This window comes from Nocardia alba NBRC 108234 (assembly GCF_001612665.1).
Lineage (GTDB): Bacteria > Actinomycetota > Actinomycetes > Mycobacteriales > Mycobacteriaceae > Nocardia > Nocardia alba.
Window position 1 is genome coordinate 129,366 of sequence record NZ_BDAX01000029.1, and the last position, 12,116, is coordinate 141,481.

12 protein-coding genes are annotated in these 12,116 nt (G+C 66.6%); 4 read left to right on the forward strand and 8 right to left on the reverse strand.

Annotated elements, in window-relative coordinates:
• The first annotated feature begins 54 nt into the window (after positions 1-54).
• Positions 55-696: a MerR family transcriptional regulator gene (locus NA12_RS27400; protein ID WP_067457520.1), complete on the forward strand. Its 642-nt coding sequence runs from the start codon at positions 55-57 to the stop codon at positions 694-696.
• 21 nt (positions 697-717) lie between these two features.
• On the opposite strand, the gene NA12_RS27405 is transcribed toward NA12_RS27400, so the two are convergent.
• The 4 genes from NA12_RS27405 to NA12_RS27420 form a co-directional block, all read right to left on the reverse strand.
• On the reverse strand, positions 718-1,470 hold the full coding sequence (locus NA12_RS27405; RefSeq protein ID WP_067457619.1) for an amino acid ABC transporter ATP-binding protein: 753 nt from the start codon (positions 1,468-1,470) through the stop codon (positions 718-720).
• 26 nt (positions 1,471-1,496) lie between these two features.
• Positions 1,497-2,435 carry an amino acid ABC transporter permease gene (locus NA12_RS27410; RefSeq protein WP_067457523.1) on the reverse strand — a complete coding sequence of 313 codons (939 nt, stop codon included), beginning with the start codon at positions 2,433-2,435 and terminating at the stop codon, positions 1,497-1,499.
• 1 nt (position 2,436) lies between these two features.
• Positions 2,437-3,342: an ABC transporter substrate-binding protein gene (locus NA12_RS27415; protein ID WP_067457526.1), complete on the reverse strand. Its 906-nt coding sequence runs from the start codon at positions 3,340-3,342 to the stop codon at positions 2,437-2,439.
• A 126-nt stretch (positions 3,343-3,468) separates the two neighbouring features.
• Positions 3,469-4,548: an isocitrate/isopropylmalate dehydrogenase family protein gene (locus tag NA12_RS27420; RefSeq protein WP_067457529.1), complete on the reverse strand. Its 1,080-nt coding sequence runs from the start codon at positions 4,546-4,548 to the stop codon at positions 3,469-3,471.
• Between the two features lie 197 nt (positions 4,549-4,745).
• Between NA12_RS27420 and trxA the strand changes: the two genes are divergently transcribed.
• On the forward strand, positions 4,746-5,117 hold the full coding sequence (trxA, locus tag NA12_RS27425) for a thioredoxin (protein ID WP_067457532.1): 372 nt from the start codon (positions 4,746-4,748) through the stop codon (positions 5,115-5,117).
• A gap of 86 nt (positions 5,118-5,203) precedes the next feature.
• Here the strand turns inward: trxA and NA12_RS27430 are convergent, their stop codons facing one another.
• Together NA12_RS27430 and NA12_RS27435 are read right to left on the reverse strand one after the other, a co-directional pair.
• Positions 5,204-5,623: a 2-keto-3-deoxygluconate kinase gene (locus tag NA12_RS27430; protein ID WP_067457537.1), complete on the reverse strand. Its 420-nt coding sequence runs from the start codon at positions 5,621-5,623 to the stop codon at positions 5,204-5,206.
• A gap of 427 nt (positions 5,624-6,050) precedes the next feature.
• Entirely contained in the window at positions 6,051-6,827 is a 777-nt protein-coding gene (locus tag NA12_RS27435) for an acyl-[acyl-carrier-protein] thioesterase (protein ID WP_084473140.1), read from the reverse strand.
• Between the two features lie 220 nt (positions 6,828-7,047).
• Between NA12_RS27435 and NA12_RS27440 the strand changes: the two genes are divergently transcribed.
• On the forward strand, positions 7,048-7,908 hold the full coding sequence (locus NA12_RS27440) for a haloalkane dehalogenase (RefSeq protein ID WP_067457632.1): 861 nt from the start codon (positions 7,048-7,050) through the stop codon (positions 7,906-7,908).
• Positions 7,909-8,120: 212 nt separating this feature from the next.
• Positions 8,121-8,459 carry an LGFP repeat-containing protein gene (locus NA12_RS27445; RefSeq protein ID WP_067457540.1) on the forward strand — a complete coding sequence of 113 codons (339 nt, stop codon included), beginning with the start codon at positions 8,121-8,123 and terminating at the stop codon, positions 8,457-8,459.
• An 87-nt stretch (positions 8,460-8,546) separates the two neighbouring features.
• On the opposite strand, the gene NA12_RS27450 is transcribed toward NA12_RS27445, so the two are convergent.
• Complete coding sequence (locus tag NA12_RS27450; RefSeq protein WP_067457637.1) at positions 8,547-9,047, reverse strand: GNAT family N-acetyltransferase; 501 nt, start codon at positions 9,045-9,047, stop codon at positions 8,547-8,549.
• 80 nt (positions 9,048-9,127) lie between these two features.
• Positions 9,128-11,860 carry a DNA polymerase I gene (gene polA, locus NA12_RS27455; protein ID WP_067457543.1) on the reverse strand — a complete coding sequence of 911 codons (2,733 nt, stop codon included), beginning with the start codon at positions 11,858-11,860 and terminating at the stop codon, positions 9,128-9,130.
• Positions 11,861-12,116 lie beyond the last annotated feature (256 nt).

The window sequence follows — 12,116 nt, forward strand, 5'->3', positions numbered from 1 at the left end:
GACTATCCGCTATGGGTGACGTAGGCAAGGGGTAGGAACAACACGGAGGTAAGAGTGCGAATCTCGGAGTTGAGTGAACGCAGCGGCATCGCGCTGGCGACGATCAAGTACTACCTGCGCGAGGGCTTGCTGCCCCCGGGCGAACGCACCAGCCCCAATCAGGCCAGTTACGGCGAAGGCCACCTCCGCCGACTGCGCCTGATCCGCGCGTTGATCGAGGTGGGCGGGATCCCGGTCGCCACCGTCGCCGATGTACTCGCCGCGATCGACTCCCCCGAGATGCCCCTGTTCCATGTGCTCGGTGTGACGCAGGACAGCCTGTCCACGCCCGTACCCGCGGCCCATGACGCCGAATGGGATCGCGCCTACGACGCGGTGCGCGCGGAGATGGACCGCCGCGGCTGGGACATGAAACCCAGCCCGCAGGCCGTCGACACCCTCACCGGAGTGATCGTTCGACTCGCGCAACTCGGCTATCGGGACTGGGCGAGCACCACCCTGCCCACCTACTTCGACAGCACGCGCGCGGTCGCGGAGAACGACGTGACCGCCGCCCTGTCCGCGGGTGGGCGCGACGACATCATCGACGCGGTCGTTGTCCTCACCGTCCTCGGCGACACCGCACTGGCCGCCATCCGCCGCATCGCCCAGGCCCAGGTCTCCCTGGAACGCCTGCAGAACCAGGAAACCCCCTGAGCAAACCTCGAGGGGACAGTCTCAGAGCAGGCGTGACAGGAAAGCCTGGGTGCGCTCGTGCTGGGGGTTGGCCAGCAGCTCACGTGGCGGGCCCGACTCCACGACCACACCGGCGTCCATGAACACCAATTCGTCGGCGACCTCACGGGCGAAGCCCATCTCGTGGGTCACCACCAGCATGGTCATTCCCGAATCGGCCAGTTCCCGCATCACCGCGAGCACCTCACCGACAAGCTCGGGGTCCAGCGCCGAGGTCGGCTCGTCGAACAGCATCAGCTTGGGATCCATCGCCAGCGCCCGCGCGATCGCGACACGCTGCTGCTGACCACCGGATAGCTGCGCCGGATAGGCATTGCGTTTGGCCGAGAGCCCGACCCGCTCGAGCAGTTCCTCAGCCCTGGCGATCGCCTCGGCCTTGCGGATCCCGCGCACCTGGATGGGCGCCTCGATCACGTTCTCCAGTGCCGTGCGATGCGGGAACAGATTGAAATGCTGGAACACCATGCCGATATCACGCCGCTGGAGCGCGGCGTCGCGTTCGTGCATCTCGTAGAGCTTGCCGTTCTTCTCCCGGTAGCCGACGAGATCACCGTCGACGTAGAGCCTGCCCGCGTTCACCTGCTCGAGGTGATTGATGCAGCGCAGGAAGGTCGATTTGCCCGAGCCCGACGGGCCGACCAGGGTCAGTACCTTGCCGCGCTGGACCTCGAGCGAGATGCCCTTGAGCACCTGCAACGCGCCGAAGTTCTTGCACACCCGGTCGGCCAGCACCATCGGCGCGGCTGCCACCACTGATTCGGTCATTTCGCCTTCACCGCCGCCTGCGCCGTGGCCAGTTCCTGCAGCTGTTTGGCGGTCAGCTGCCGGGTGGCACCACGTGAGTAATAGCGTTCCAAGTAGTACTGGCCGACCATGAGCACGCTGGTGATCGCCAGATACCAGGTGGCACAGACCAGCAGCAGCGGGATCGGCTGGAAGTTGACGCCGTAGATGTCACGGGCGCGGCCGAAGAGGTCGGTGCTCAACGGAATCGCGGTGACCAGCGAGGTCGTCTTGAGCATGCCGATCAGCTCGTTGCCGGTGGGCGGGATGATCACCCGCATGGCCTGCGGCAGCACCGTGCGGCGCATGGTCTGCGTCCACGACATACCCAGCGCCACCGAGGCCTCGCGCTGGCCCTCGCCGACGGAGTTGATCCCCGCGCGCACGATCTCGGCCATGTACGCGGCTTCGTTGAGGCCGAGGCCGATCACCGCGAACAGGAACGCCGCCTGCAGCTGCTGCACATCGAGGTGGAAGAACTGCGGGCCGAACGGCACCCCGAGGTCGATCTGCTTGTACAGCGACGGCACCAGGCCCCAGAACACCAACTGCACGAACACCGGGGTACCGCGGAAGATCCACAGGTAGATCCACGCGGCCGTGCGCAGCACCGGATTCGGCGACAGGCGCATCACCGCGAGGACGGTGCCCAGACCCACCGCGATCGCCATCGCGAGCACGGTGAGTTCCAGGGTGACGATCGCGCCCTGGGTGATGCGGGCGTCGAACAGATATTTGCCGTAGGTATCCCACCGGTAGGCGGGATTGGTAGCAGCACCGTAGACGAACAATCCCACCAGGATCAGGATGATCGCCGCCGCGATCCAGCGGCCCGGCCTGCGCAGCGGGACCGCTTTGATCGGTTCGGGTTCGGTGCCCGGTCCGGGCACCTCCACCGTGGCCTTCTCCTCGGTCACGTCAGCTCACTGCGCCGTTGATCACCGAGGTCTTGATCTGACCGTCCTGCACACCCCAGTTGGTGGTGATCTCGCCGTACTTGCCGTTGTCGATCAGATGCTGCAGCGCCTTCTGCAGGGCCGCCGCGAGCGGGGAGGTCTTCTGCACGGCCCAGCCGTAGGGCGCCGAATCGAACAGTGGGCCTGCGGCCTCGATCTTGCCTTCGCTCTGCTTGACGGCATAGGCGGTGACCGGGGAATCCGCCGACATCGCGTCGACCTGGCCGAGCACCAACGCGTTGGTCGCGGCGCTCTGCTCATCGAATGCCTTCATGTCGATGGCGGGCTTGCCCTCGGCGACGCACTTGGCGCTCTTGGCGGGAATCTCTTCGGTGTGCTCGACCGTAGTGGACTGTACGGCGACCTTCTTGCCGCACGCATTGTTCGGGTCGACGGCTTTACCGGTTTGCTGGGCCCACTGGATACCCGCGGAGAAATAGGTCGTGAAATCGACCTGCTGTTCACGTTCGCGCGAATCGGTGATCGAGGACATACCCACGTCGTAGGTCCCTGCCTGAATAGCGGGAATGATCTTCTCGAACGAGGATTCGACATAGTCGACCTTCAGCCCGAGGGTGCTCGCGACGGCATCGAGCAGATCCACGTCGAATCCGACGATCTTGCCGCCGGCGTCCTTGTACTCGTTCGGCTGGTACGGCACGTTCACCCCGACGACCAGCTTGCCTGCCTGCTTCACCTTGTCGGGAACCGCCGCGGCGAGCGCGTCGACCTTCTCCGCCGACACCTTGTTCACCGAGGCGCCGTCGCCCTCGGTGTTCTCGGCGCAGCCGGTCAGCAACAGCGCGCCGCCGGCGACGGTACACAGCAGTTTCACGGCGCCACGGCCGAGCACAGTTCGAACAGACAAAGGAGCCTCCACATTTCACGTCGACGCCGGCCACATGTCAGCGCCTGTTCGGCAATGTATGCCAACCGAACACAGCGTGGTGCGACAGTAACCGAAGATTAATCAGCCGATGCGAAAGAAGTCCCTTCATCTCCGGTGCACGCGGGCCCGGACCTGTTCGGTGAATTCGCTGGTGGAAGCCAGGCCGCCGAGATCCGCGGTCGCGATTCCGGCCGCCAGCGTCGCCGCCACTGCATGGGTAATGCGATCGGCGCCATCGTGGAGCGAACGATTACCATCGCGAACTGCCAACCAGCGCAACAGCATCGCCGCCGACAATTGCAACGCGGCGGGATTGGCGCGATTGTGTCCGGCCAGTCCGGGCGCCGCGCCGTGCACGGCCTGCGCCATGGCGCGGGTGTCGGAGCAGTTGAGCGAGGCGGCCATGCCGAGCGAGCCACTGAGCTCGCCCGCCAGATCCGAGAGGATGTCACCGAACAGGTTCTCGGTGACGATCACATCGAACTCGGCGGGCGAGCGGACCAGGTGCGCCGCCATCGCGTCGACGTGTTCGTCGTCGACCGTCACATCCGGATATTGCTCGGCCACCTCGTAGCAGACGTCTCGGAACAGGCCGGTCGTCATCGGCAGCACATTGGCCTTGTGCACCACGGTGACCCGTTTGCGCCGACCCCGCGCGAGTCGCAGCGCCTGATGCGCGATCCGCTCGCACGCGGTGCGCGTGATCACCGCGACCGCCATCGCCACGTCCTCGGTGGGACGGAACTCCCCCGACCCGGCGAACATATTGCGGTCCGCGTAGAAGCCCTCGCTGTTCTCCCGGACGATCACCAGGTCGATATCGGGGGCCATCGCGCGCACCCCGGTGAAGGCGATGGCCGGGCGGATGTTCGCGTAGAGGTCGAGCCGTTTGCGGATGGCGCCGCCCGGCGCCACGCGCAGGTCCGCGGGGTAGGAGGCGTTGTCGTGCGGGCCGAGGATCCAGGCATCGAGATCGGCGAGTGCTGTCATCGTCTGTTCCGGCAACGGGTTGCCGTAGGCGGCGATCGCGTCGTGCCCGATCACCAGCGGCACCCACTGCACCGGGGCGAGCCCGGCCGCGCCGATCGCCTCGTCGACGACCGCACGGGTCGCGGCCACCACCTCGGGTCCGATGCCGTCGCCGTCGATCACTCCGAGTCGCAGATTCGCATTCGTCACACTCACCCCGCCATCTTCGCGCCCAGCCCGCCCGCGCCGACAACGAGGGCCGCTCTGACACGCGGTCGATACCGAGTTTCTGGCCGCTGTAGTGCGGATTCGCCGCCCACATGGGCAGTGACGGCCGCAGCGTCACACGATCGGGGGAAGATAGTGGGATACCGCGGCGTTACAGCCGAGGACACCGACAAGGAGAGGACGTCATGGCCACCCAGACGCTGACCCAGCAGAACTTCGACGAAGTCATCACCGGAAACGACGTGGTCCTCGTCGATTTCTGGGCTTCCTGGTGCGGTCCGTGCCGCAGTTTCGCACCGACCTACGAGACCTCGTCGGAGAAGCACACCGACGTCGTTTACGGCAAGGTCGACACCGAGGCCGAGCAGGGACTGGCCGCGGCCGCGAACATCCAGTCGATTCCGACCATCATGGCCTTCCGCGAGGGCGTGCTCGTCTTCGCGCAGCCGGGAGCGTTGCCGCCCGCCGCGCTCGAGGATCTGGTAACCCAGATCAAGGATCTGGACATGGACGAGGTGCGCAAGCAGATCGCCGAGCAGACCACCCCCGCCGAATAGTCCTGCGGCGAATCGCGCGACTGGCGCAACGCGAAGGGCCCGTTCACCTTTCGAGGTGAACGGGCCCTTGCGTGTATCGGGTGGTGTCAGCCCGCGAGCAGGTTGACGCCGGCGATCATGGCGCGCACGGTCGATTCCGCGCTGTCGGCGGCGGTGGCCACCGCCCAGCCGCGCCTGCCGTTGAACTCGCACTTCATGAAAGTGGCGATGCCCTCGGCGGTCGGGCGCTGATGGAAGTGCAGGATCTCGAGGGGGTAGCCCTCGTCGTAGAGCGCGGAGGTCATCGCGGCAACGGGGCTGCCGGTGGCGATGACGGTGCGCAGGTGGTCGGCGAATTCCAGGGTGGCGGTGAAATCCGTTCCGGAACAGGACCATTCGCGCAGTGCGATGGATCCGTCGGCGCGGGCGTACCGGTCGAGGAAGGCGGCGGGGTCGAGGTCGGTGAGCTCGGCGCGCAGGCCCTTGGGGGCGGCGGCGAGCAGGGCATGGTCCAGTGTCAGCGTCATTGCAGGTGAGGTCTTCCCGAAGATGTCTTCGTTGGCAGGATGGGACCAGCAGAACGATGAAAAGCAGCCCGCAGCGTAGGGGCTGGTCCGAATCAGACCCCGCTACGGCGGATTACTACGACAAGAATTCGCCGTGATGCTTCCTGCGCGGTCTGCGCAGCAGCAACCGCGTTGTCGCGGTCAGCGACTAGCAGCGCGGCACAGCGGGCGGGATTCGACACGCAGTCGAGAATAGGGCGATCATCGGGAAACCGCAACCTGGTTCACCGCCCGGAGTGTCTACCGGTGAGTACCATCACCGCAGCTCAGCATCGGTAACATCGACCCGGGCGACGACGATAGGTACCGCTTCGCCCATGGGGCACCGTCGCCCCGGCGGCCGGGTTCGAACATCTCACCGCCATGTTCCAGGGCTCTCGCCGCCGGATCAGCGCTGTGCTACACCGACGGTCAGGGGTTCCACCGAGGCGAGGGCGCGCGCCGAGCCGTCGACGTCGACCTGGACGCGCAGACTGTCGGGCTGCGAACTCGTCCGCAGTATCACCTCGTCGCCCATCATCACCGGGCCGACGTGTTCGACGATCGCGCGGTACGGCAACCGGTGGCGGTCCGGGTGCGCGGCGAGCGCTTCCTCGACAGCCTCCCAGTACACCGCGTTGTTGACATGGCCGAGCCGGTCGACATCGGTGACACGCAGCGGGAACGGCACTGCCGCCACCTGCGTGTCGTCGATTTCGGTGAGCGCGGCTTTCCAGCGCAGGCGGTGTTCGGTGGTGCTGGCCAGCATGGGCGCCATGAACGCGTCGCTCATCCGCGCGGGGCGGCCCGCGACAGGGTCGATGTGGATCAGGAACGCCGCGGCTTCGATATGTCCGCCCTTTTCCCCGCGTAGCTGAATTCGCATGTCGCACCATCGATTCGAGAGCGCGTCCGCCCACCGTCGCAGCTGAACCCGGTCACCGAACATGATCGGCTCGTAGACGTCGATGACCGTGCGTCGCACGATCCACGTCTGGTGGGTGTCGCCGTCCTCGACCGCGTCCAGATGGTCGAAACCGACGTCCTGCAGGTACCGCGCGACCGCGTCGAGCCGCAATCGATCGTCGCCGTCGGTATCGCCGAGTCGCACCGGCCACGACATCGCGAAAGCCTGCCCGATATCGGGGCAGCCGGGCAGCGGGGTGGCGATCACATCAGTGGACACAGGGCCGATGCTGCCACAGTTCGCCGCGCCCGGATCGATCCGGCCGACCAGGCGTGTGCTCGGAGCGTCCACCTGTTCGCTGTCCCGCGAGCACGCGGGAAGGTGGGGGCTTGCCCGCTGTGGTGGCACCCATCGCAGAGCGGTTCGGCCCCGAAGGTATTGAACTGCCGCACTTTTCGTCCGTAAGGTCAGTCCGGAGCCCCCGACCAGGATGGACGCGATGCTGATCGATTTCACACCGGACCCCACGCTCTACCCGTTCGAGTCCCGGTGGTTCGATTCCGGCGCGGGGCGGGTGCACTACATCGACGAGGGCTCCGGGATCCCTATCCTGTTCTGCCACGGCAGCCCCACCTGGAGCTTTATCTATCGCAAGATCATCGGCGCGCTGGGCGACCGGTTTCGGTGCCTCGCGGTCGACTACCCGGGCTTCGGACTGTCCGAACGTCCGCCTGGTTACGGCTACACCATCGCCGAACACGCCGCTGTGGTCGGCGAGCTCGTCGACCATCTCGGGCTCGATCAGTTCGTGATCATGGGCCAGGACTGGGGCGGACCGATCGGTGCCGCGGTCGGTGCCGAACGCGCCGACCGGGTGCGCGGACTCGTGTTCGGCAACACCCTGCTGTGGCCGACGGACACCTGGCCGCAGAAGGCATTCAGCCGGGTCATGAGCAGCTCACCGATGCAGCGACGGATCCTGCGCGACAACCTGCTCGTCGAACGTTTCCTGCTCGCGGAGCTGCGCGACACGATCAGCGCGGCCGAGGCCGATCACTATCGCGCGGTGCAGCCTTCGCCGGAGGCCAGGCGGGGCATCGCCGCGATGCCGGGACAGATCCTTTCGGCCCGCCCCTTCCTCGAACGGCTGGCCACCGAGGTGCCGGCGCGACTCGGCGCCACACCGACGCTGCTGGTCTGGGGCATGAAGGATATGGCGTTTCGACCCGGCTCGTTCCTGCCACGGATGCGCGCGACGTTCACCGATCACCGGGTGGTCGAGCTGCCCGCGGCCAAGCACTTCATCCCCGAACACGAGCCCGGCGCGATCGCCGAAGCTATCGTCCAGCGTTTTCTCTGACGCCGCCCGGCCCACCTTGGCACAAGGCAGAGACGGTCTCGCACCCACCACCACGAGGCGCCGACTTCCGCCATCGATCACTAGCGAATCTGCGGCTAATAAAGTGTGACCAGATCGTGAAGCTTGCGCGAGTCGCGGCCGAGAACGGCCGATCGCACGGTAGCGTCGCGGCCGCTAGGCCAATTGTTACCGCGTGAAAGGAATTGTTCGACATGGCATTCGAAGTCACTGGGGCTATCGGCGATCACTACAACGAAGCCGGTGGCGCGTCCAGCCCGCTGGGTGAGCCGACCTCGGCCGAGCAGGACGCCGCCAACGGTGGCAAGTTCCAGGAATTCACCGGCGGAGTTATCTACTTCAAGCTCCCGACCGGAGCCAAGACCGTCTACGGCGCCATCCGTCAGGCCTGGGAGGCCGAAGGCGGCGCGGGCGGCCGGTTCGGCTACCCGACCTCCGACGAGCAGGACATCGAAGGCGGCAAGATCAGCCACTTCGAGAACGGCAAGATCAGCTACTCGATCGCCGACGACACGGTGAACGTCAACGCTTGATCTCGCGTTCCAACCCCACTGGGCATCGGCCACTACGGTCGGTGCCCAGTGTGCTGCGTGGGCCGGGTCGGTCCGTCGCCGCCGCGCTCACACCGGCGGTCGCCACGTGTACTCGTATTCGGGCACGGTGAAGCCCGCATCGAAAGTGACTGTGCCGGAGCTGGTTCGGTGCCAGCCTCGATGCTCGTAGAACGCGATGGCGGGAGCGTTCGCGGCGAGGACCTCCAGATAGATCGGGCGATCGGGGTAGGTGGCAGCCGACCAGCTCAGGCCCGCGTCGATGAGGCCGGTGCCGATGCCCCTGCCGTGCGCGGCGGGGTGGGCGTGCAGGTTGTCGAGCAGGACTCGGCCGTCATCGGTCGGCCGGAAATAGGCGAAACCGACCAGGTCGGCGTCGTGTTCGGCGACGAAAAGCCCCGGGGTGACCGGTTCGGTCATCAGGGTGCGCCAGCGGGTGGCATGGTCGGCGTCGACTGGACCGGCGAGATAGTCGTCCGGGAAGATGCCCGCGTAGGCGATGCGCCAACTGGCGGTGTGGAGGGCGGCCACGGCCGCGCTGTCGGTCGAGCCACCCGGGCGAATCAGCATGCGGTAGAGCATTGTCGACAGGCGCCGGGTTTGTCATACGGATTTCGGGCCGGCCCGGTGCCGGACCGGCCCGAACCGGCTCAGTGGGCGGCCGCGTCCCAACTGCGGCCGGTGCCGACGGAGACCGTCAGTGGGACCGAGAGATCGATCGCGGCCGACATCTGTTCGCGCGCAAGGGCTTCGAGAGCATCGCGCTCGCCGTCGGCGACCTCGAAGACGAGCTCGTCGTGGATCTGCAGCAGCATCCGCGAACGCAGACCCGCTTCGCGGATCGCGTTCTGCACATTGATCATCGCGACCTTGATGATGTCGGCGGCGGTGCCCTGGATCGGCGCGTTCAGTGCCATCCGCTCGGCGGACTCACGGCGCTGACGGTTGCCCGAATCCAGGTCGGGCAGGTAACGCCTACGGCCGAACAGGGTTTGGGTGTAGCCGACCTTGCGGGCCTGATCCACGACATCGGACAGATAGTCGCGGATGCCGCCGAAGCGGTCGAAGTACACGTCCATCTGCTCTTTGGCCTCGGTCGTGCTGATCTTGAGCTGGGCGCTCAGCCCGTAGGAACTCAGACCGTAGGCCAGACCGTAGGACATGGCCTTGATCCGGCGGCGCAGCTCGGAACTCACCTGCGCGATCGGGATATCGAAAGCCTTCGACGCGACGAAAGTATGCAGGTCCTCGCCGGAATTGAAGGCCTCGATCAGGCCCGCGTCCCCGGACAGGTGCGCCATGATGCGCATCTCGATCTGGCTGTAGTCGGCGGTCATCAGCTCGGCGTAGCCGGAGCCGACGACGAAGGTGTCGCGGATCTGACGGCCGGTGTCGGTGCGGATGGGGATGTTCTGCAGGTTCGGCTCGGTCGAGGAGAGGCGACCGGTGGCGGCGATGGTCTGGTTGAACGTGGTGTGCACGCGACCGTCGTCGGAGACCGACTTGAGCAGGCCGTCGACGGTCACCTTGAGCCGGGTCGCGTCGCGGTGGGCCAGCAGGTGTTCCAGGAACGCGTGGCCGGTCTTCTCGAACAGCGATTCCAGCGCGTCGGCGTCGGTGGTGTAGCCGGTCTTGGTGCGCTTGGTCTTCGGCATGTCGAGCTCGTCGAACAGCACCACCTGCAACTGTTTGGGCGAGCCGAGGTTGATCTGCTTGCCGATCACCGCGTAGGCGGCGTTCGCGGCCTCGGTGACACGGTCGGCGAACAGCTGCTGGAGGCTCTCGAGCTGGGCGACGTCGACCGCGATGCCCGCTTCCTCCAGTTGACCGAGCACGCCGAGCAGCGGCAGTTCCATCTCGGTGAGCAGCGGGGTCGACTCGATGGCCTCGAGTTCGGTATCCAGGGCGACGGCCAGGTCGGCGACCGCGCGGGCGCGCAGCATTTCCTCGCGCGCGATATCGGCGGCGACGGTGTCCTCGTCGTCGAGCAGGGAGAGCTGGCCGGTGTCGCCGGTCTCGACGCGCAGTTCGCGCTTGAGGTAACGCAGCGACAGATCGTCGAGGTTGAAACTGCGCTGGCCGGGACGGACCAGGTAGGCAGACAGCGCGGTGTCGGTGGCGAGGCCGCCCAGGGTGAAACCGCGCCCGCGCAGCGCGTGCCCGGCGGACTTGGCCTCGTGCAGCGCCTTGGGCACCTCGGGGTCCGCCAGCCAGGCGGCCAGAGCGGTTTCGTCCTCGGGGGTGAGCACGGTCAGATCGATGTAGCCACCCTCACCGTCGGCGGCGGCGATGGCCAGTGCCCGCGCGTCACCGTGTACCGGGGTGCCGGTTCCGACGATCGAAAGACCATGACGCACACCCGCTTTCGCGTGCTCGGCCAGCCAGTCGGCGACCGCGCCCTGATCGATGGCACCACCGCTGATCTCGAAACCCGACTCGGCTTCCGGCTCGGGAGAACCCAGCGTGTCGAACAGCCGGTCGCGCAGCACCCGGAACTCGAGATCGTCGAAGAGCTGGTGGATCTTGTCGCGGTCCCACGGCGCCTTGATCAGCTGGTCGGGGGTGTAGGGCAGCGGCACCTCGCGCACCATCTCGGTGAGCTGGCGGTTGAGCACCACACTCGACAGGTTCGCCCGCAGGGAGTCGCCGACCTTGCCCTTCACCTGATCGACACGGTCGACCAGGGTGGCGAGGTCGCCGTATTCGCGGATCCACTTGGCGGCGGTCTTCTCCCCCACGCCCGGAATGCCGGGCAGATTGTCGCTCGGGTCACCGCGCAGGGCGGCGTAGTCGGGATACTGCGCGGGGGTGAGGCCGTATTTGGTCTCCACCTCGGCCGGGGTGAAGCGGGTGAGGTCGGAGACGCCCTTCTTCGGGTAGAGCACGGTGACATCGTCGTTGACCAGCTGGATCGCGTCGCGGTCGCCGGTGACGATGAGGACCCGGTAGCCCTGCGCCATCGCCTGGGTGGTGAGGGTGGCGATCACATCGTCGGCCTCGTAGCCGTCGATGGCCATCACCGGAATGCCCATCGCGCCGAGCACGTCCTTGGTGAGTTCGACCTGCCCACGGAACTCGTCCGGGGTGGCGCTGCGATTGGCCTTGTACTCCGGGTACGCCTCGGTACGGAAGGTCTTGCGCGACACGTCGAACGCCGCGGCCACATGGCTGGGCTTCTCGTCGCGCAGCAGATTGATCAGCATCGAGGTGAACCCGTACACCGCGTTGGTGGTCTGACCCGTGACGGTCTTGAAGTTCTCCGCCGGTAGCGCGAAGAACGCGCGATAGGCGATCGAATGCCCGTCCAGGAGCAGCAGCGTAGGCCGCTCGCCGTCAGCGGCAGTGGTCGTTGTCGATGCCTGCGCAGTCGTCGGTGAACTCACCCGGCTGAGTCTAGGGACACCCTCCGACAGACACGAACACCGCCATCACCGCGTTCCCAACCCACAAACCCAACCGCGACACCCCTCACCTAGACCCACCACACTCCAACCCCTACCCCACCCCACCTCACATACCCGACCACCACACTCCAACCCCGAACCCCGACCCCTAGGGAGGGGCGGCCACGAAGTGGCCGGTCGCGGCCGGGCCGCCGGTCAGGCGCCGGGGCGTACGCGACGAAGGAGCAAGCCCCGG

Excerpts from the sequence above, each read along its gene's own strand:
- NA12_RS27450 (WP_067457637.1), bottom strand. The coding sequence starts at position 9,047 with ATGCTGATTCGCCCGGGTGGCTCGACCGACAGCGCGGCCGTGGCCGCC.
- NA12_RS27445 (WP_067457540.1), top strand. The coding sequence starts at position 8,121 with ATGGCATTCGAAGTCACTGGGGCTATCGGCGATCACTACAACGAAGCC.
- NA12_RS27440 (WP_067457632.1), top strand. The coding sequence starts at position 7,048 with ATGCTGATCGATTTCACACCGGACCCCACGCTCTACCCGTTCGAGTCC.
- NA12_RS27430 (WP_067457537.1), bottom strand. The coding sequence starts at position 5,623 with ATGACGCTGACACTGGACCATGCCCTGCTCGCCGCCGCCCCCAAGGGC.
- NA12_RS27405 (WP_067457619.1), bottom strand. The coding sequence starts at position 1,470 with ATGGTGCTGGCCGACCGGGTGTGCAAGAACTTCGGCGCGTTGCAGGTG.
- trxA (WP_067457532.1), top strand. The coding sequence starts at position 4,746 with ATGGCCACCCAGACGCTGACCCAGCAGAACTTCGACGAAGTCATCACC.